Here is an 18,458-nt window from a genome sequence, read left to right as displayed (position 1 = left end):
TTTGGTAGGAATACCCCATTCACATTTAAATCGGTCCCTTTCGTCTCAAACTGCTCATTCCTCAAAAAGAGGAGTGGGAGACATGTTTCAGGAAAAACTTAAAGAATTAGTAGCAGGCAAAACGCTTTCCGAGCTGGAAGCAGAAGGCATGATGGATGAAATCATGGAAGGTAAAGCATCTCCGAGTCAAATTGCAGGATTCCTCTCGATACTGAGTACAAGAGGGGAGACGGTTGAGGAGCTGACTGGCTGCGTCAGAAGTATGCGGGGACATGCAAGGCCGATGACCAGTAACAGAGAACTGCTGGACATTGTCGGAACCGGGGGTGACGGGACGGCGACTTTTAATATATCAACAGCCAGTGCCATTGTTCTTTCTTCACTCGGCGTTAATATCGCAAAACACGGTAACCGGTCGGTTTCATCAACAAGCGGTGCTGCGGATGTTCTTGAAGCGCTCGGCATTTCGATTAAATATACTCCGGAACAAGCTTCCAAGCAGCTTGACCAAACACATATGTGCTTCCTGTTTGCCCCTTTGTATCATGCGTCAATGAAGTATGCAATCGAACCAAGAAAAGCGCTGGGGTTCCGGACTATTTTTAATCTTCTTGGTCCGCTGACCAACCCGGCTGGAGCCCAGCGCCAGCTGCTTGGTGTATATAGCAGGAAAGCTGCCGAAGCTTATGCCCATGCTGTTGTCAGTCTGGGGACACACCGGACGGTTGTTGTCTCCGGAGAGGACGGAATGGATGAGGTCACGGTAACCGGAAGAACCGACGGGTACTTGATCGAAAACGGCCGGATCAAACCGTTCTCGCTTATTCCTGAAGATGTTGGACTGCACTTGGGCCGTCTGGAAGATATTCAGGTGGAAAATCCTGCGGAAAGCGCTGCATTGATCGAAGCGATTTTCAGCGGTAATACAAATAATCGGTCGGCTTTGGAAGCCGTTCTCCTGAATGCAGGCACCGGTCTTTTTGTTGCCGGTAAAGTAGCATCAATCGCTGAAGGCGTTCATGAGGCGGAAAAGGCCGTCGGTGAAGGCATCGCATTCAGGCAATTAGGCCTTTTGCGTGCGCAGAAAGAGGAAGCTGCCCATGCCTGAGAATATACTTGATCAAATTCTTAAGACAAAAGAAGAAGAAATGAAAGTCTTCCGAATGCCTGAGAAGGGTCCTTCAATGCTTCATCATTCACTTCGTCACGCACTGAGCCATCCGAAACATGAACTCGGATTGATTGCTGAAGTGAAACAGGCATCGCCGTCCAAAGGCATTTTCAAAGAAAAGATCGAACCCGTGGAAATTGCGGCCGCCTATAAAGAAGCGAATGCAGACGCGATCAGCGTTCTAACAGATCGTACTTATTTTCGCGGTTCTATAGATAACCTTGTAGAAATCAAGCGAGCTGTTGATCTGCCGTTACTTAGAAAAGACTTTATTATTGATGAACGCCAGATTGAAGAAGCTGCCCGTGTCGGTGCGGATGCGATCCTGCTGATTGCGGCGGCACTGGAACCGCATCGATTGCACGAATTGTATCTGGCCGCTCAGGCCAGAGGGCTGGAAGCATTGGTCGAAGTGCACCGGATTGAGGAAGCAGACGGCATTCTCAATCTTTTCACTCCGGAAATTATGGGTGCGAATAACCGCGATCTGCAGACGTTTAAAACGGATATTCATCTGACTGCATCAATCCGGAAGATGATTCCCGATAATGTGCTATTTGTCAGCGAATCCGGCATTCATTCTGCAACGGACGTCCGATATCTGAAAAAACTTGGAGTGAGTGCGGCATTGGTCGGCGAAGCATTGATCTGCGCCGCATCTGTTCAGGAAAAAATTCGATCCATGTTTGGCGAGGAAGTGAGCGAAAATGCATCCCAAGCTTAAATATTGCGGCAATCATTCGCTGCGGGATGTACAGCTTACACGAAACAGCCATGCGGATTATATCGGTTTTATTTTTACCTGTAAAAGCAGGAGAACCGTGAAACCCGAACAAGTAGCGGATTGGCTGAAACAGAGCGAAATGGATGAGTCTAAAAAGATTGTCGGCGTCTTTGCCGATGACTCAGCCGAATTCATAGAAGCAGTTGCCCGGAAAGTTCCACTGGATGTAATACAGCTCCATGGCAGCGAGAGTCCTAGCGATACGGCTTTAATCAAGCAGCTGACCGGCCTGAAAGTGTGGAAGGCGCTTCATCATGACAGGGACACTCTGGAAGAAATGCGCCGTTCTCGCGGGATTGCCGATGGATTTGTCATCGATACGAAGATCAGCGGACATCTGGGTGGTACGGGCATTTCCTTTGACTGGAGCAGCGTACCGCAATACGTAGACGAGGCCGGACATCAGCGGGTCGATTGCCTGATCGCAGGTGGAATCAGACCAGAAAATATCGACAGTCTGCTTCACTATAAACCCATCGGGATTGATATTTCTTCGGGAATAGAAACAGATTTTCACAAGAGCGGGAAACAGATTCAGAAAATTGAAGCAAAGGTGTTGGGGATAAATGATCAAACAACCACAAATTGACAAGATCGGAAAATCAGACCGGAAAGGACGCTATGGTGAATTCGGCGGGCAATATGTTCCGGAAACACTGATGCATGCATTGCTCGAACTGGAGAAGGGATTTACGGAAGCGATGCAGGATGAATCATTTCTTAAAGAATATCACCGCATTCTTCAAGATTACTCTGGACGTCCGACGCCCGTGACACATTGCGGGCGGCTCAGCAGAGAAATCGGCGGAGCGCAGATTTATCTAAAGCGCGAAGACTTGAATCATACCGGTGCGCATAAGATCAACAATGCCGTCGGGCAGGCATTGCTTGCCAAACGGATGGGCAAAAAAAAGATGATCGCCGAGACGGGAGCCGGGCAGCACGGCGTGGCGACCGCAACAGTCGCTGCTTATTTCGGCATGCCATGCAAGGTTTTTATGGGTAAGGTCGACGTTGAGAGGCAGGCGCTTAATGTATTTCGCATGAAACTGCTGGGTGCGGAGGTCATACCGGTGTCAGGTGGAAACGGGACGCTGAAAGACGCAATCAACGAGGCACTCCGCTATTGGGCAGCTAATGTTGAAGATACCGCTTATGTCGATGGATCGGTGGTCGGGCCGCATCCCTACCCGATGATCGTTCGCGATTTTCAGCGGATCATTGGTGACGAAGCAAGAAAACAAATGATTGAAATGACCGGAAAACTTCCGGAAGCCGCCTGTGCGTGCGTTGGCGGTGGCAGCAATGCAATGGGTCTGTTCACTGCTTTCTTGAAAGATCCCGTCGTTCTGTACGGAGCCGAAGCAGGCGGCAAGGGAACAGATACCGCTTTGCATGCCGCTACTTTGACCAAAGGGCGTCTCGGTGTGATCCATGGAGCGATGACTTATCTGATACAGGATCCGAACGGACAGATTATTGCTCCCTATTCCATTTCTGCCGGACTTGACTATCCTGGAATCGGCCCGGAACATGCACATCTGGCGAAAAGTGGGCGCGCGCATTATGAAGCAATCACCGATGCGGAAGCAGTCGATGCGCTGATGGCCCTGAACCGGCTCGAAGGTATTCTTCCGGCGCTTGAAAGCGCGCACGGACTGGCTCTGGCGATGAAAAAGGCAAAAAAAATGCGCCCGGATCAGTCGCTGCTCGTCAACCTTTCCGGCAGGGGCGACAAAGACGTCCGTACCGTTATGAATTATTTGGCAGACAGTAAGGGGAATGAAGGAGGCAGCGAACAATGAGCCGAATGACAGAGTTTGTAAATAAAGAACGTGGAATGATGTTTATTCCGTTTATTACTGCCGGTGACCCGACAGAAGATGCCACGATGGAACTGGCCAAGATGCTGCAATCGGCCGGGGCAAGCGCATTGGAACTGGGTATTCCCTATTCCGATCCTCTTGCAGATGGAACGGTCATTCAAAAGGCTTCCCAGCGGGCATTGAAAAAAGGAATGACACTGCTTCAGGCACTGCGCATGGTTGGAAAAATGCGCTCGAGGGGCATGAAACTTCCTGTAATTATCTTTACATATTTCAACCCGCTGCTACAAATGGGCCAGGAAAAATTTTTCCGTGAAGCGGCTGAAAACGAGATCGATGGACTGCTCGTGCCGGATCTGCCCTTTGAGGAGAGCCGTGAACTGGAGCAGGCATGCCATCTGCACAATGTAAGTTTGATCTCGCTTGTGGCGCCGACGACATCGGAGCAAAGACTTAAAGTGATCGCATCTTCGGCACAGGGTTTCCTGTACTGTGTCTCATCGCTCGGAGTTACAGGCGTCCGCAAAAAATTTCATCCGGCTGTCTTCTCATTTCTTGACCGGGTGCGCACTGTTTGTAGGCTTCCCATCGCTGTCGGATTCGGTATCTCTTCCCGTGATCAGGTGGATGAGCTCAGCGGGCATGCCGACGGATTCATTGTCGGAAGCGCGATTGTTTCAATGATTGCAGACAGAACCGCTCGTCTGACCGATCCCGAAACACGTCCGAAAGCTCTGGCAGAGATTCGGAGAATGCTGGAAGATAAGTTGCTGGATCAGAAGGTCGAAAATAGCTGAATCCGTACTGAATGTTGCCGGTCGGCTGCCACCGGAATCATGGAATGGGCAAATAGGTGATTGCGGCGGATACTTGATTTTCCAAATAACATTTTATTGCTCTGTGCAGGTGTGCAGAGCTTGTTTGTATTTTCTTATTTATTGATGTTATGCTCTAACTTGGCTAAGATTAGATTAGATGAATAAGGGTGTACATAGAGCACGATCAGTAATCTTGGAGGTAGTTTGATGAACGATTTGGAAACAGTTAATGCATTGCTTGAAAGCGGCCAGACAGAAGATGGGCTTAAAATGCTTGGTGAGCTAATTCGCCATGCCGATGACGAACTATTATTTGGTGCGGCTTCAGTCTATCAGCAATATGGTTTTCTGGATGAGGCAGAACATGTATATAAAGCACTCCTGGGTCGATATCCAAATGACAGCGGGCTTTTGCTTCAGATTTCTGACCTTTTGATTGACAAAAAAGAAGAAAACAGGGCAATTGACTATCTGCTCCAGATACATGTTCTTGATGAAAATTATTTAAGCGCTCAAGTCATGCTTGCAGACTTATACCAGCTTGAAGGATTGGATGAGGTGGCGGAAAACAAGCTGATCGGCGCACTGAAAATTGCGCCCGATGAACCCGTGCTCATGCTGGCGCTTGGCGAGCTTTATCTTGCAACCGGCCAGGCACTGAAAGCAGTAGATTTGCTCAGTAAAATTGAGGATGATCCCGCATTGGAGGATCAGAACGTCGCTTTGAAATTGGCAGAGGCACTCAGCCTCTGCGGAGAGTTTGAACAGTCGCTTAAAGTTTACCGAAAGGGTTTGAAAAAGGAAAAAACGCTGGACGGTTTGTTTGGTTATGCTGTGACTGCCACCCGAATTGAGCAGTACAAAACAGCCATCCGCTCACTGGAAGAATTAAGAAATCTAGATCCCGGGTACAGCACGCTGTATCCGGTTTTGGCTCATGCTTATGAACATGAAGGTGATCTTGATCATGCACTGCGGATTATTGAAGCAGGTCTTGAAGAGGATGAATACAATGATAGGCTTTATAAAGAGGCCGGTGAACTTGCAGTGAAGGTTAATCAGCCGAAAAAAGCAGGCCAATACTTTGAAGAATGGCATAAACTGGATCCTGAGAGTACAGAAGCACTTACCCGGCTTGCTGAGCTTAAGTCTCAGGAGGAGGATTATACAGGTATAATAAAGCTGCTTGACAGCCAGGAGCTGGACGATCCGATGCTGATTTGGTTTAAGGCAACGGCGCTAAATCGTACGGATCAGCTAAATGAAGCCGGGAAGTGCTATGAGAGCTGCGCATCTGCATTTGCCGCAAACCCAGAGTTTCTTCAGGAGTATGGCGAATACTTAAGAGAAATGGGGAAAACAGGAGAAGGGCTCCGATTGCTGGAGAAGGCGGTAAGACTCAGCCCGGAAAATCAAGATTTAGCATCATTTGTTGAGCGGTTGCGGCAGGATGATAGAGAGTAGAAAGCGAAATATATTTAGTATAAGATTCTGTTCAAAAAGGTGGCTTCTCGAACCCCTTTAGAAAAATCAATTTATCAAGAATTCCAGAGGAGGGATGACTGAATGGAACAGACAGTGTCGACTGTGCAGAAAAAATCCTTTATCAAATGGTTACTGAATCAGAATGTGATTAATGATCGGGAGATAATCTGGCTTCTTAACTTTCTGATGGGCAGTGAACAAATGCTCAGACTTGTACACTTTGTCGATAATGTACGCGGTTGCAAAAGAGCCATTGAAATTAATGTTGCACCGCAAACTCCGGATGAGTTCAAATATATTAAAAACTCCGTCCGCACCGACGATCCGGAAAAAGCTTTCCACGACTTGAGATTGAATCAGGAAAAAACGGTGTATATCAAAGTCAACCTGCCATCGATTACTGACTGTCCAGAATATTTCTCTGTTCTAGAAGACAATCCGTCATATGCCCAAATTGTCCATCAGGCTTATGGCAAAGCAGCGGAAGCTGCCGCCGGTGCAGCCGAAAGAGCTTACAAAGAAAAAAGTTTAAAACAGGCAATCAATCATGCGCTTGATATAGGCGATGAAGCTTCCTTTTATCAATTGACCGAAGAACTTAAGTTATTGAGAGCAGTAAGCAACTCAACCGAATAAACGCTTCTCAAGATATCATAATATCGGCTGACAAAACGGGATCAGAAGAAACAAAATTAAAGATCGAACCGCCCTCTGCTTTTAGCGGTGTTGGTCTACTCTGATTGTTACACTCATATAGTGTACTAGAAAATCAGAGGGGGACGTGCCGTGAAGTTCGGACTTTTAATTGCTGCCCTTTTTCTAATATTACTTGTTACATGGCCTTCAATCGGACATGCTGATAATTTAGGAAGCCATGTCACCCGAAGTGAAGAGCTTACAAATCTTACTGATAATATTATGCAATACACCGGTGCAAATCAGATAGACGCGGCGAAAAGTTTGCTGTCGTCATTCAACAAAGAATGGGAACAGTCGAGAGGTGCCTATTCAGAAACGGACTGGCGCACTGTTGATACTGAATCGCTTCAGCTTCAGCTCCAATTGAATGCCGATGCTGACAGTCACGCGATGAATGAAGCGGCGCTTTCACTTCGGTTATGTGTCGATGCATTGACCGGCGGAGGGTCTCCGTTGTGGAAAGATATGCAAGAGCAGGTTCTTGCACCTGTTGAGACAATGAAAAAGGCGATTGAAAATCAGGATCAGCTCACCTTTCAGAGCCAGTTGAATAACTTTCTCGATCAATATGCGGTGATCTATCCTTCTCTGGTCATTGATGGACCAGTTGATCAAGTACAATTGGTCGATCGGACAGTCGCGATGCTTGAAAATAATCGGCTTGCGGCCGTTAAAAAAACAGATCGGATCGCACAGCTGAATTTAATCAATGCTGAACTGATTCAGTTATTTGATCCGAAATCCATTGGAGAAAAAAATAATTTCGTTCCGGCAGTAACAGTTATCGGAGGGTGCTTATTCCTCACATTGATTTATGTTTCTTGGAGAAAATATTCCGGTAGAAAGTTTACCTACATGAAGGGTTTTCATTAAATGACATATCGGTGAATTTTTTTGACAAAGACGAAAAGTCTTACTAAAATTTAGTGTATAGAATTCATGGGGGAGTGTGCATGATACAATATTTGATTTACATGGCAGTTTTACTGCTGATCCCTCTGTGGGCACAAATGCGAGTTAAGTCGACGTATTCTAAATATGCAGAAGTGGAAAATTCCACAGGGATGACCGGAGCGCAGACGGCAAGAAAAATTCTTGACGAAAACGGACTTTATGACGTAGCGGTTCGCGAGGTTCAGGGATCACTGACCGATCATTATGATCCTCGCGATAAAACGGTCAACCTTTCAACAGATATTTACCATGGGGCTTCAATAGCCGGTACGGCCGTTGCAGCTCATGAGGTCGGCCACGCGATCCAGGATGACAAAGATTACACGTTTATGCGCATCAGGAGTTCGTTGGTGCCGGTCGCCAATTTGGGCTCAAATCTGTCCTACCTTTTGATTATTGCCGGATTTATTTTTGGTGCAATGCAGCTTGCAATTCTTGGTGTACTTTTCTTTGCAGCAGCAGTTCTTTTTCAAATCGTGACTTTGCCGGTTGAATTTGATGCTTCAGGACGAGCTTTAAAACAGATCGTGACTTTGGGAATTGTACAGGAAGATGAGCGGAAGGGTGCAAAGAGAGTGCTCTCCGCAGCTGCAATGACTTATGTTGCCGCTGCGCTCGTGTCTGCTTTGGAACTTGTCCGCTTTATTCTGATGATTGTTATGGCGAACAATCGCGAGAACTGATTTTATCAGATCTTTTTAATGCGTGAAGCTCGGATCCCCAGCAGGATCCGGGCTTTTTAATATTGACTTTTTATTTCACTGCTATAAACTAGAATGGTTTGGGCAGTGAGCTCACGTGGTTCGAAACCATCCCACGTCTATCAAAAAACTAAGGAGGAGTTTTGTATGAAGCTCAGATTCATTGCGGTGAATGCCATTGTCGCCGCGGTTTACGTTGTGCTGACACTGATTGTCCAGCCGATTGCTTTTTATGCTCTGCAGTTCCGTATCTCGGAAATGCTGAATCACTTGATCGTTTTTAATAAAAAATATTTTATCGGTATTGTCTGCGGTGTTTTTATTGCCAATCTTTTTTCACCGATGATGGCTTTCGATCTGGTGTTCGGCACGTGTCAGTCGATTCTTTCTTTGCTGATCACGATAATCTGTTCAAAATTTGTGAAGAGTATCAAAGCGAGAATGGCGATCAATATTGGATCCTTCACTTTCATGATGTGCATCATTGCATGGGAATTGAGCCTTGCCGGCGTGGCGGGTAAAGTGCCATTCTTTATTAACTGGCTGACAATCGCGGCGGGGGAATTCATTGTCATGCTGATTGGGGCGTTTGTTTTCTATGCTGTCAATAAACGCGTGCATCTTTCTAAAATGATCTGAAGAAGCATAAAAANTGCTGATTGGGGCGTTTGTTTTCTATGCTGTCAATAAACGCGTGCATCTTTCTAAAATGATCTGAAGAAAATAAGCATAAAAAAAGCCGTCAAAACACGGCTTTTTTTATGCTTATTAATAAGAACGGCGGTTTCATAGCGGCCAATTATCCATCGATTTTCTCTTTTTTGGAAAAGGGTTCTCTAAGCTGGCAGCGGCTGTTAAAAAATGCTTTGTATCCGATCTGAATGAAAAGGAATACAGTGAGTGATACGCCGCCGACGATTCCGAGCTCGACGGCAATCTGATAGCGGATCGCAGTCAGCGGTGACGCACCGCCAATCATCTGTCCGGTCATCATCCCGGGAAGAAAAACGATACCCATGCCGACCATCGAGTTGATCGTCGGCAGCATGGCACTGTCAAAGGACTGATTGACTATGGGGCGTGCTGCTTCCCGCGGGGTGGCGCCAAGCGTCAGCGCGGTTTCTACCAGGCTGCGTTTTGACTGCATACCATCAAGCAGGGTGTTGATTCCCAGCGAAACGCCTGTCATTGTATTGCCAATAATCATGCCGGCAATCGGTATAACATATCTGGGATTGTACCACGGTGATACAGTGAGTGTGACTAAGACAAAGTAGATGAGCGTTGCCGTGATACCAATAATCATTGCAGTCATGATATTTTTCTTCAGGACGCTGTTCAATGGCAGTTTTACCCGCTGATAAATATTATAAATGGCAAATAGAAGCATGAAAGCCAGGATAATCAGCGTATAAAACGGATTAGAGTTGCCGAAGACGTAGGCAAGAATGTAGCCGACAATCATCAGCTGAACAGTCATCCTGATTGTGGAAATCAGAATTTCTCTTTCACGGCGAATACCCTTAATACGGACAATGATTAATAAAATGAGTATAAATATGTAAGCTGAAACAAGTTGCCAAAGCGTCAGATCACTGCTGTGCATATTTTTCGGCCTCCTGTACCAACTGTCCATGTTCGATACGGACAGTGTATTCGGCAAAATTCTTTACAAGTTCGGAGGAGTGGGTAACCATCACGATGGTCTTGTTCCGCTGACGTCCATAGTCGGCCAGTTCTTTCAATACTTGATGTGCCATATCTTCGTCAAGCGCTGAAGATGGTTCATCTAAAAGTAGGACGGACGGATCGAGAAGAAGTACCCTGGCGAGACCTACCCGCTGCTTTTCCCCCCCTGACAAAGATCCGCTGTCGGCATCGAGAGAGATGTGCAAATTTAGAAGGTCAAGCAGACGGTTAAGCTCACTGTCTGGAGCAGAAGGTTTTTCAGAAAAACGAAGCCCGGCCAGCATATTTTCTCTGACCGTTCCCTGAAACATCACCGCAGACTGAGACAGCATGACGATGGTCCGCCGCAGACTGATCGGGTCCCAATCAAAAACCGATTTTCCGTCGATTTCAATATCTCCAGAGTCCGGACTGATCAAATGGTTGAGCATTTTCAGAAGGGTCGTTTTTCCGCTTCCACTTTCACCAATAATACAAGTCAGATGATCCGCTGGTATGTTTAATTCGTTTATGTTCAAGACGTTTTTATATTTGAGTGCATGAATATGAAATTTTATTTTTTCGGACATGTCAGTCTCCTCACTGGTATGATTTCACAAAAATATTCAGCAATAATTCGGCAGGCTTCCGGGATCTGATGTCTGCTGTTTTGCAGAAGGTTCCATTTGAATAAAAGTTGAGCGATGTACACGGTCTGTTGACCCTATTGCTGAGCCTGTGATAGTCAGGCACTAACATGGCGCCAAACTTCTGATCATTTCGCTCAGAGTCCCGGATAAGAAGCCAGAATCATTTACTGTTTTTCTCTGTTTGATGTATTTTCTTTCTTATGCCATAGGACTGCTTTAACGCAAGGACTGCCATTCCGCCGGATTGGTGTAATCCGGAAAGTACTTTGTTAGCAAAATAAAGGGAAATGGCGACGATAATGAGCAAAATCACCAGCAAAAAGAAATTTCTTTTATACACGTTCAGACACCCCGTATCAGTCTATCAATCATCAAAAATCACTGCTTTCAAACAGCATGACTTTAGCATATCGCTTTTCCGGTAAATTGAAAACCTGAAAAGGGGGTGATTCTTTAAACTCGATAGATCTTAAACAGCAGTATTAAGAACAGGATCGATTGCTAAAAATGCCTGTTTTCTACAACTGGAAGCATCTATTCGCCGGTATATCAACCTGAACCAGCGATTCCATCTCTAATTTTTGCTGACTTGTAAATTCAAGAGGGTCTTTATAGTCGCTTATTTTGACAAAATAACGATAATACCCGCTAAGGTAACTCCGCATGATTATTTTTCCTTTTTTTCCTTCAGCTTCGTTGGGTACCAACTGAATGTCATCAGGACGAATAAAACGAACAGCAGATTCTCCATCTTTTTGAAGAAAGTTCGCATGGCCCATAAACTTAGCGGCGTATCTGGAAACCGGATTTTTATAGAGCATTTCGGGTGTTCCTATCTGCTCGCACTGTCCATCCTTCAGCAGGACAATTTCGTCCGCCATACTCATGGCTTCCTCCTGATCATGAGTCACGTAAATAACAGTCATACGCAACCGTTTAAAAATTCGCACCAGCTCGACACGCATTTCCTCCCGAAACACGTTATCAAGGGCTGACAGTGGTTCATCCATCAGAATCAGGCGAGGGCTGACTGCAATCGTGCGTGCGATTGCTATGCGCTGTTTCTGGCCACCCGATAGCTCATGAGGATAGTGCTCTAAGTAATCCTGCATATGGAATATAGAGAGCGTGTCAATCACTTTTTGCCGAAGTGTTTTTCCTCTGCCGATGGATCAAAACCGCAAAAAAGGTTCCAAGGACAGCAGCAATGAGTGCTGACCCAGAACCAAACAGAAATGCATTGACAATCGATTGATACGTATACGTCTCTGTAAACATCGATACGAACGATTGCAATGAAAAAGGGTAAAAACCCTGATCAAACAGATTTGGAAAAACGCTCTGAAGTAACACAGCTCCTAGCGGATAAGCAATCAGCGCGAGCAGTGTAAGAATACAGAGCGGGTAAAACGGCTGCCCTAAATGGAATCTTCTGCGCTTATTATTGAACGATATTTTGAGTGAACCATTGCTTGATTTCATTCTCACGCTGTGCCCCTTCGATAGGATCTAGAACATTCCATTTTATATTGTTTGGCCGAATGCCCTGTTTTCCGGGAGCATTTTTAATAATGAACTGGAAATTGGTGTCACCTGGGCACTGGATTCTACTTTCTGTCCTTCCACACTCAATACATAATTGACAAACTCTTTGGCCGCTTGAAGATCCGGAGCCTTCGCATCTATAGCGATATTGCTGCTCAAAGTAGAAACACCTGAGGCCGGATAAATCAGTTTAATGGGCTGTCCGGACTGCGCTCCTTTCAAAATGGCAGAGTCCTGAGCAATCGCGTATTTAATATTTCCTTTTTCCAGATTTGTCAGTGTAGGGCCGTTTGTATCAAATACTTTCAGACCGTTGGTTTTCAGATTTTTAAAGAACTGTTCGCCCTGGGTAATGCTTCCCTGTAATTTCATCAGTCCAAAAACAGCCGGATAGGTCGGCCCGGAAATACTTGGGTTATTCATCGCAAAGGTACCCTTGTATTTTGGATTCAACAAATCAGACCAGTCTTTCGGAGTATCCGACGCCTTGACAAGCTTGGTATTGTAGGCGATGGCACCTGCCGCTGTTACGGTAACAGGGAAATATGCGTTGTCTTTAGGTTTTAAGCTATTTCCTAAATCTGTATAATTTGAAGCGTTTGCCGAGACATAGTTCTTGTAGAGCATGTTTTGGTCGTCCAAGCCCTGCATGGATGAAGAGCCATCAAACCACACAACATCCCACTGAGGATTGTTTTTTTCTGCCTGCAGTTTTGCTAGGATCGGACCAGTTGAATCGTCAATCATTTTGACTTATATGCCTGTTTTCTTTTGAAAAACGTTCGCTATGTCCTTATCAAAGCCTTCTGCTGAATAAAAAATCAATTGTTTTTGTTGTACTCGCTGTTTTTGAAGTCTTATTTGACGAACTTGACCCATTTTTACCGATCGCGGACGAACCACATCCTGTCATAAATAAAGACAAAGTCAGAGTTAAATCGCAAATTAAGGTCAGAAATTTACCCTTTTTCATTTTATAACCCCTCGTCTATTTTTTGATTTCACAAGTGCTATTGTAGAATGATAGTGTAAACGCTTTGTTAAGGGTGAATAAAGTTAAAATAAAGTTAAAAAGAGTAAAATGAGTAGAATCCGCTCAGAACGTTTTGGATGGAGCGCCCTTTTTTCGACGTTTGTCCGTTTTGACGTATTGGAGGATCTCCATGATATAATGGAGGAAACAGGCAATGAAAGAAACGGGGGGATTGTTTGACAGGCAGACCGAGACTGCTTCTAATTGACGGTATGGCGCTGCTGTTCCGGGCTTTCTATGCCACAGCGCCTACCGGTCAGTTCATGTTTAATGAAGAGGGATTGCCAACTAACGGGGTACAGGGCTTTCTCAGACATCTGCTGCTGGCTATTCAAAACCGGAAGCCAACGCACGTTGCTGTTTGCTGGGATATGGGAGAAAAGACATTCAGGCACCGGCTTTTTGACGGATATAAAGCGAATCGCGATGCGCCTCCTGTTGAGATGGTGCCGCAATTTGACCTCGCAAAAGAAATGACTGCGGCTTTTCAAATACCAAATGTGGGAATTTCCGGTTACGAAGCGGATGATTGTATCGGAACGTTGGCCAAGACAATGCAGGACAATGCCGATATTTCGATTATCACCGGAGACCGCGATCTTTTGCAGCTTCTTGATCGTCATATCGATGTGAATCTGCTTCAGAAGGGATATGGCCACTACAGCAGTTACACGGCAAAATCATTTTTGGACAAGTTTGGTGTGACCCCAGGGCAATTTATTGATGTCAAAGCACTGATGGGTGACTCCAGCGACGGTTATCCAGGGGTTCACGGGATTGGAGAGAAAACAGCATTTAAATTGATCAAGGAGTTTGGGACGATTGATGCCATGCTTGACCATCTGGACTTTTTGCCAAACGGTCAGAAAAAGAAAATCGCTTCGGATTTGGACATGCTTCATCTTTCAAGAAAACTGGCGGAAATTCACTGTGATGCTCCATTATCTTTTGTACTCAATGAATCGCGGTATAGCGGAATTCCGGAAACATTCATTGAGCGCATTAATGATTATGGCATGAAGCTGGTCAAATATGACTTAATCCAGATGCGCTGGAACAAGCCTGTAAATTCGATTAACGAGGCTTTTTAGCTGTCCTGTTGACAATTAAACGGTTGAGAGTAAAAGTCGGTCACACTATGTGGACCGGCTTTTTTCCTGTATGAGGCAATTCTAACAGTCGGCGGAATTCTTCTGGTATTATAAGTTGTGACAATTTGTTGACTCTTTGGAGCATTCTGGATGAAAATGCCTCATGTAAGCCTGACGGGTCAAGAAATCTCGACGCATTAACGGCCAGTAACCTGTAAACGTTTCACACCGTAAAGACACCTTTACAATAAAAGTCAGTTTTTGTAGAATATGAACTACAACTTGAGAATGGACGAGAAAAAGATAGAGAGACAATTATTTAATAATTGTCAGAAAATTCGACACTGTTTATAAAAATAGAAAACAGCGATTAAGTCGTCTCATCTTAAGTTGAAAAAAGGGATAAACGCACAGAAGGGGTTCTTTACAATGAAGTTATTTCGGAAGAAGTCGATGGATTTTATGTTAAGGCAGGCCGGTGGAAAAAGCGGCCTGCAGAAAGCATTAGGCGCCTTTGATTTAACTATGCTTGGCGTCGGGGCAGTGATTGGAACAGGCATATTTGTACTGACCGGCGTTGTTGCCGCCAAGTTTTCCGGCCCGGCTATTATTTTATCATTTGTCTTTTCAGGTCTGGCCTGCGCATTCGCTGCCCTCTGCTATGCGGAATTTGCGTCAATGATTCCCGCGTCCGGCAGCGCCTATACTTATAGTTACACAACCTTCGGCGAATTATTTGCCTGGATCCTCGGCTGGGATCTGATTCTTGAATACGGACTGGCCTGTTCGGTAGTTGCCAGCGGCTGGTCTGCATATTTTCAGGAACTGATCAGGGGTTTCGGCATCACTCTCCCGTTGGCGATCAGCAGTGCCTATAATCCGGCTAACGGGACCTACGTCGATGTCATGGCTGTCGTCATCGTCTTTATTCTGTCGGCTGTTTTACTGACCGGTGTGAAACAATCAAGCCGTATCAATGATATTGTGGTCGTTGTCAAAATTGCAGTAGTGCTGTTGTTTATCGCTGTCGGCGCTTTCTATGTCAAACCGTCTAACTGGTCACCTTTTATGCCGCACGGATTCGGGGGTGTCATGCAAGGCGCGGCGACAGCTTTTCTTGCTTATATCGGTTTTGATGCTGTGTCGTCAGCTTCCGAAGAAGTCAGGAAGCCGCAAAGGGATATGCCGATCGGCATTCTCTCATCCTTAGGCATCTGCATGGTTCTTTATATTGCTGTTTCAGCCGTTCTGACCGGAATGATCCCCTATGCGAAATTAAACGTTGGCGATCCGGTCGCTTTTGCACTGCATTTTGTCCATCAGAATTGGGTAGCCGGCTTTGTTTCTTTAGGCGCTATTCTTGGCATCACAACCGTTCTGTTTGTGATGATGTACGGACAGACACGGCTCTTCTTCGCGATCAGCCGCGATGGTCTGCTGCCGAAAAGTATTTCCAAATTAACTGAAAAGACAAAAACGCCGTCTCGTTGTATTTTACTGACATGGCTGATGGCTACTCTGTTTTCGGCATTCATACCACTCAGCGATCTGGCGGAATTAACCAATATCGGTACATTATTTGCTTTCATCGTTGTTTCAATCGGCGTGTCTGTACTCCGAATCACCCAGCCCGATATCAAAAGATATTTCAAAGTGCCATGTGTCCCGGTAGTCTCACTTCTGGCTGTCCTGTCCTGCGGCTATCTGATGGTCAACCTTACCGGTGTAACCTGGATCAGATTTGTTATTTGGTTTGCAGTCGGCCTGGTCATTTATTTCAGTTACGGATATCGTCACAGTGTGTTGGGATCAGCAGAGCAATCAGAGTCCGATTTGAAAAAACAACTTCAGTAAACTGAACAGGCACGGTTATTTGAAATCAGAAATATAAGGTACTTAGTAATTTTTAACCAAGATTCTTGCACTTCAGGTGGGAATCTTTTTTGTATATCGACTTTTCCGAAGAATATTTTTGCTTTTGACAAAATTTGGGCAAATTTCATGAAGGAACTGGACGATTTTCGGAGAAATACTAAGTAATTAATAAATGACAAGGGCGTGAAATCATGATAACCGTCGAAAACATGCCGCAGAAGTTTCCAACAGATTTCGATCTCTACTTGTTCCATGAAGGCACCCTTCATGAAGGCTACAAAATATTCGGAGCACATCGCGAAGTTTACGGAGAAAGGGATGGTTTCAGATTCACGGTCTGGGCACCGCACGCACTCGGTGTATCTGTGGTTGGCGATTTCAATCAGTGGGAGCCCGAAAAAAATCCGTTGGCTGCTGTTAAAAATTCCGGTGTGTGGACAGGGTTTGTGGAGGGATTGGGAGAAAACCAACGCTATAAATACGCCATTCAGTCTCCATCCGGATCTGTCCTTCTTAAAGCGGATCCTTATGCTTTTTACGCAGAGACCCGTCCCCACACGGCTTCGCTCACTTGCAGTCTGGATCACTATAACTGGTCGGACCGTAAATGGCTCAGACAAAAAGATAAAGAGGATTTTTATCATCGGCCAATGGTCATCTATGAATGCCACCTCGGTTCATGGAAGAAGAAAAAAGATGGAAAGTTGCTCAATTACCGCGAGCTTGCCGATGAACTGGTGGACTATGTTGCGAAACACAATTTTACTCATATAGAATTGATGCCAATTATGGAGCACCCTTATGACCGTTCCTGGGGTTATCAGATCACAGGTTATTTTGCTCCGACCAGCAGATTTGGAAGTCCTGAGGATTTCATGTATTTTGTAGACACTTGTCATGCTCATGGTATGGGCGTTATTCTTGATTGGACGCCCGCACACTTTTGCCGCGATACGCATGGGCTTGGAAAATTTGACGGATTGCCGCTTTATGAACCTGATGACCCGAAGCTCGCAGATCGCCCGCAGTGGGGCACTTACAACTTTGACTTTTCGAAAAAAGAAGTGGTCAGCTTTCTGATTTCCAATGCAAGATTCTGGATGGATGTTTATCACGTGGAGGGTTTCAGGATTGATGCGGTTTCTTCAATGATTTATCTGAATCATAATGGTGATCTGCCTTTTGAAGTAAAAAACAAGTTCGGCGGGGATGAAAATCTCGAAGCCATTGATTTTCTGAAGAAGCTTAACGCATCTGTATTTATCAAGTTCCCGTCCGCGCTGATGATTGCGGAAGAAGCCACCGATTATCCGCTCGTATCTGCTCCGGTAGATCAGGGAGGCTTGGGCTTTAATTACAAATGGAATATGGGCTGGGTTCACGATATTCTTCAGTACATGAGATTTGATCCGATTGAACGGAGATACCATCACAATCTCATCACTTTTTCGATGCTGTACGCCTATACTGAAAATTTTATTCTTTCCTTTTCACACGATGAATTGGTTTACGGGAAGCGGTCACTGCTGAATAAAATGCCAGGGGACATGTGGCAGAAATTCGCTAATCTGCGCGTGCTGTACGGCTATTTTATGACTCATCCCGGGAAAAAGCTGTTGTTCATGGGCAGTGAATTTGCTCAGTTTGATGAATGGAAAGATTTAGAACAACTGGACTGGAAACTGTTCGATTTTGATACCCACAGTGCGTTTAATCGTTACTCAATCGCAATAAACCAATTTTATAAGGATAATTCCTGTCTGTGGCGACTTGATCGTGAACAGGAGGGCTTCGAGTGGATCGATCCGGATAATGCCGATCAGAGTATCATCAGTTTCATCAGAAAGGGCAAGAGGAAGGGTGATTATTGTGTCGTCATCTGCAATTTTACACCGAATGTCTATCATAATTTCAAGATCGGTGTACCTTCAGTGGGTAATTATTTGGAAATGTTCAACAGCGATGCGCCGGTATTCGGAGGATCAGGGCAGTTGAACATCGAGCCGATCCAGTCCGTTGAGGAGCCTTACCATAATCAGTTATGCAGCATGGCGGTCACTGTTCCGCCTCTTGGACTATCAATTTTTATGAAACAAACAAAAAAACGCAGCCAGATTTTAACTCAGAATAATTGATAAAAGAGCCTGCGCATCAGATG

19 protein-coding genes and 1 riboswitch are annotated in these 18,458 nt (G+C 45.3%); of the genes, 13 read left to right on the top strand and 6 right to left on the bottom strand.

Going from position 1 to position 18,458, the window contains the following annotated elements:
• The first annotated feature begins 82 nt into the window (after positions 1–82).
• The 10 genes from trpD to COP04_RS11180 all read left to right on the top strand — a co-directional run bounded on the left by trpD (position 83) and on the right by COP04_RS11180 (position 9,077).
• Positions 83–1,108: an anthranilate phosphoribosyltransferase gene (trpD, locus tag COP04_RS11225; RefSeq protein ID WP_100488104.1), complete on the top strand. Its 1,026-nt coding sequence runs from the start codon at positions 83–85 to the stop codon at positions 1,106–1,108.
• A 4-nt stretch (positions 1,109–1,112) separates the two neighbouring features.
• Positions 1,113–1,895 carry an indole-3-glycerol phosphate synthase TrpC gene (trpC, locus tag COP04_RS11220; protein WP_193437465.1) on the top strand — a complete coding sequence of 261 codons (783 nt, stop codon included), beginning with the start codon at positions 1,113–1,115 and terminating at the stop codon, positions 1,893–1,895.
• The gene (locus tag COP04_RS11215; RefSeq protein WP_100488102.1) at positions 1,879–2,544 is read left to right on the top strand and encodes a phosphoribosylanthranilate isomerase; all 666 of its coding nucleotides are present in this window, start codon (positions 1,879–1,881) and stop codon (positions 2,542–2,544) included. Before trpC ends, COP04_RS11215 begins: the two co-directional genes overlap by 17 nt.
• Positions 2,522–3,760 (top strand): tryptophan synthase subunit beta, encoded by a 1,239-nt coding sequence (gene trpB, locus COP04_RS11210; protein ID WP_100488101.1) that lies wholly within the window; start codon positions 2,522–2,524, stop codon positions 3,758–3,760. The genes COP04_RS11215 and trpB overlap by 23 nt, the downstream gene beginning before the upstream one ends.
• Complete coding sequence (gene trpA / locus COP04_RS11205; protein WP_100488100.1) at positions 3,757–4,578, top strand: tryptophan synthase subunit alpha; 822 nt, start codon at positions 3,757–3,759, stop codon at positions 4,576–4,578. Before trpB ends, trpA begins: the two co-directional genes overlap by 4 nt.
• A 228-nt stretch (positions 4,579–4,806) precedes the next feature.
• The gene (locus COP04_RS11200; protein ID WP_100488099.1) at positions 4,807–6,063 is read left to right on the top strand and encodes a tetratricopeptide repeat protein; all 1,257 of its coding nucleotides are present in this window, start codon (positions 4,807–4,809) and stop codon (positions 6,061–6,063) included.
• Between the two features lie 102 nt (positions 6,064–6,165).
• Entirely contained in the window at positions 6,166–6,720 is a 555-nt protein-coding gene (locus COP04_RS11195; RefSeq protein WP_100488098.1) for a YpiB family protein, read from the top strand.
• Positions 6,721–6,870: 150 nt separating this feature from the next.
• Positions 6,871–7,656: a sporulation protein YpjB gene (locus tag COP04_RS11190; protein WP_100488097.1), complete on the top strand. Its 786-nt coding sequence runs from the start codon at positions 6,871–6,873 to the stop codon at positions 7,654–7,656.
• 80 nt (positions 7,657–7,736) lie between these two features.
• Positions 7,737–8,420: a zinc metallopeptidase gene (locus tag COP04_RS11185; protein WP_100488096.1), complete on the top strand. Its 684-nt coding sequence runs from the start codon at positions 7,737–7,739 to the stop codon at positions 8,418–8,420.
• A 109-nt stretch (positions 8,421–8,529) separates the two neighbouring features.
• A riboswitch (PreQ1 riboswitch) is annotated at positions 8,530–8,578 on the top strand.
• A gap of 7 nt (positions 8,579–8,585) precedes the next feature.
• On the top strand, positions 8,586–9,077 hold the full coding sequence (locus tag COP04_RS11180) for a QueT transporter family protein (RefSeq protein ID WP_100488095.1): 492 nt from the start codon (positions 8,586–8,588) through the stop codon (positions 9,075–9,077).
• 160 nt (positions 9,078–9,237) lie between these two features.
• On the opposite strand, the gene COP04_RS11175 is transcribed toward COP04_RS11180, so the two are convergent.
• The 6 genes from COP04_RS11175 to COP04_RS11150 all read right to left on the bottom strand — a co-directional run bounded on the left by COP04_RS11175 (position 9,238) and on the right by COP04_RS11150 (position 13,048).
• Complete coding sequence (locus tag COP04_RS11175; protein ID WP_100488094.1) at positions 9,238–10,044, bottom strand: ABC transporter permease; 807 nt, start codon at positions 10,042–10,044, stop codon at positions 9,238–9,240.
• A complete protein-coding gene (locus tag COP04_RS11170; protein ID WP_100488093.1) occupies positions 10,031–10,696 on the bottom strand; it encodes an ABC transporter ATP-binding protein in 666 nt (221 codons plus the stop codon). Before COP04_RS11170 ends, COP04_RS11175 begins: the two co-directional genes overlap by 14 nt.
• A 220-nt stretch (positions 10,697–10,916) precedes the next feature.
• Positions 10,917–11,096, bottom strand: a complete 180-nt coding sequence (locus COP04_RS11165; RefSeq protein WP_100488092.1) for a hypothetical protein — start codon at positions 11,094–11,096, stop codon at positions 10,917–10,919.
• A 178-nt stretch (positions 11,097–11,274) separates the two neighbouring features.
• Positions 11,275–11,868 carry an ABC transporter ATP-binding protein gene (locus COP04_RS11160; RefSeq protein WP_100488091.1) on the bottom strand — a complete coding sequence of 198 codons (594 nt, stop codon included), beginning with the start codon at positions 11,866–11,868 and terminating at the stop codon, positions 11,275–11,277.
• Positions 11,869–11,887: 19 nt separating this feature from the next.
• Entirely contained in the window at positions 11,888–12,238 is a 351-nt protein-coding gene (locus COP04_RS11155) for a hypothetical protein (protein ID WP_100488090.1), read from the bottom strand.
• Positions 12,239–12,280: 42 nt separating this feature from the next.
• Positions 12,281–13,048, bottom strand: a complete 768-nt coding sequence (locus tag COP04_RS11150; protein ID WP_100488089.1) for an ABC transporter substrate-binding protein — start codon at positions 13,046–13,048, stop codon at positions 12,281–12,283.
• 462 nt (positions 13,049–13,510) lie between these two features.
• On the opposite strand from COP04_RS11150, the gene COP04_RS11145 reads away from it, so the two are divergent.
• The 3 genes from COP04_RS11145 (at position 13,511) to glgB (ending at position 18,435) form a co-directional block, all read left to right on the top strand.
• Positions 13,511–14,425 carry a 5'-3' exonuclease gene (locus tag COP04_RS11145; protein ID WP_100488088.1) on the top strand — a complete coding sequence of 305 codons (915 nt, stop codon included), beginning with the start codon at positions 13,511–13,513 and terminating at the stop codon, positions 14,423–14,425.
• Positions 14,426–14,854: 429 nt separating this feature from the next.
• Entirely contained in the window at positions 14,855–16,279 is a 1,425-nt protein-coding gene (locus tag COP04_RS11140) for a branched-chain amino acid transporter BcaP (RefSeq protein ID WP_100488087.1), read from the top strand.
• Positions 16,280–16,491: 212 nt separating this feature from the next.
• The gene (glgB, locus tag COP04_RS11135; protein WP_100488086.1) at positions 16,492–18,435 is read left to right on the top strand and encodes a 1,4-alpha-glucan branching protein GlgB; all 1,944 of its coding nucleotides are present in this window, start codon (positions 16,492–16,494) and stop codon (positions 18,433–18,435) included.
• Positions 18,436–18,458 lie beyond the last annotated feature (23 nt).

Origin of the sequence: Sporolactobacillus pectinivorans (assembly GCF_002802965.1) — a bacterium.
In the GTDB taxonomy this organism is placed as follows: Bacteria; Bacillota; Bacilli; order Bacillales; family Sporolactobacillaceae; genus Sporolactobacillus; species Sporolactobacillus pectinivorans.
This window is presented reverse-complemented; position numbering and strand designations above follow the sequence as displayed.

Coding starts and splice junctions, on each gene's coding strand:
- trpD (WP_100488104.1), top strand. CDS start 83: ATGTTTCAGGAAAAACTTAAAGAATTAGTAGCAGGCAAAACGCTTTCC.
- COP04_RS11215 (WP_100488102.1), top strand. CDS start 1,879: ATGCATCCCAAGCTTAAATATTGCGGCAATCATTCGCTGCGGGATGTA.
- trpB (WP_100488101.1), top strand. CDS start 2,522: ATGATCAAACAACCACAAATTGACAAGATCGGAAAATCAGACCGGAAA.
- trpA (WP_100488100.1), top strand. CDS start 3,757: ATGAGCCGAATGACAGAGTTTGTAAATAAAGAACGTGGAATGATGTTT.
- COP04_RS11200 (WP_100488099.1), top strand. CDS start 4,807: ATGAACGATTTGGAAACAGTTAATGCATTGCTTGAAAGCGGCCAGACA.
- COP04_RS11195 (WP_100488098.1), top strand. CDS start 6,166: ATGGAACAGACAGTGTCGACTGTGCAGAAAAAATCCTTTATCAAATGG.
- COP04_RS11185 (WP_100488096.1), top strand. CDS start 7,737: ATGATACAATATTTGATTTACATGGCAGTTTTACTGCTGATCCCTCTG.
- COP04_RS11180 (WP_100488095.1), top strand. CDS start 8,586: ATGAAGCTCAGATTCATTGCGGTGAATGCCATTGTCGCCGCGGTTTAC.
- COP04_RS11175 (WP_100488094.1), bottom strand. CDS start 10,044: ATGCACAGCAGTGATCTGACGCTTTGGCAACTTGTTTCAGCTTACATA.
- COP04_RS11170 (WP_100488093.1), bottom strand. CDS start 10,696: ATGTCCGAAAAAATAAAATTTCATATTCATGCACTCAAATATAAAAAC.
- COP04_RS11160 (WP_100488091.1), bottom strand. CDS start 11,868: ATGCAGGATTACTTAGAGCACTATCCTCATGAGCTATCGGGTGGCCAG.
- COP04_RS11155 (WP_100488090.1), bottom strand. CDS start 12,238: ATGAAATCAAGCAATGGTTCACTCAAAATATCGTTCAATAATAAGCGC.
- COP04_RS11150 (WP_100488089.1), bottom strand. CDS start 13,048: ATGATTGACGATTCAACTGGTCCGATCCTAGCAAAACTGCAGGCAGAA.
- COP04_RS11140 (WP_100488087.1), top strand. CDS start 14,855: ATGAAGTTATTTCGGAAGAAGTCGATGGATTTTATGTTAAGGCAGGCC.
- glgB (WP_100488086.1), top strand. CDS start 16,492: ATGATAACCGTCGAAAACATGCCGCAGAAGTTTCCAACAGATTTCGAT.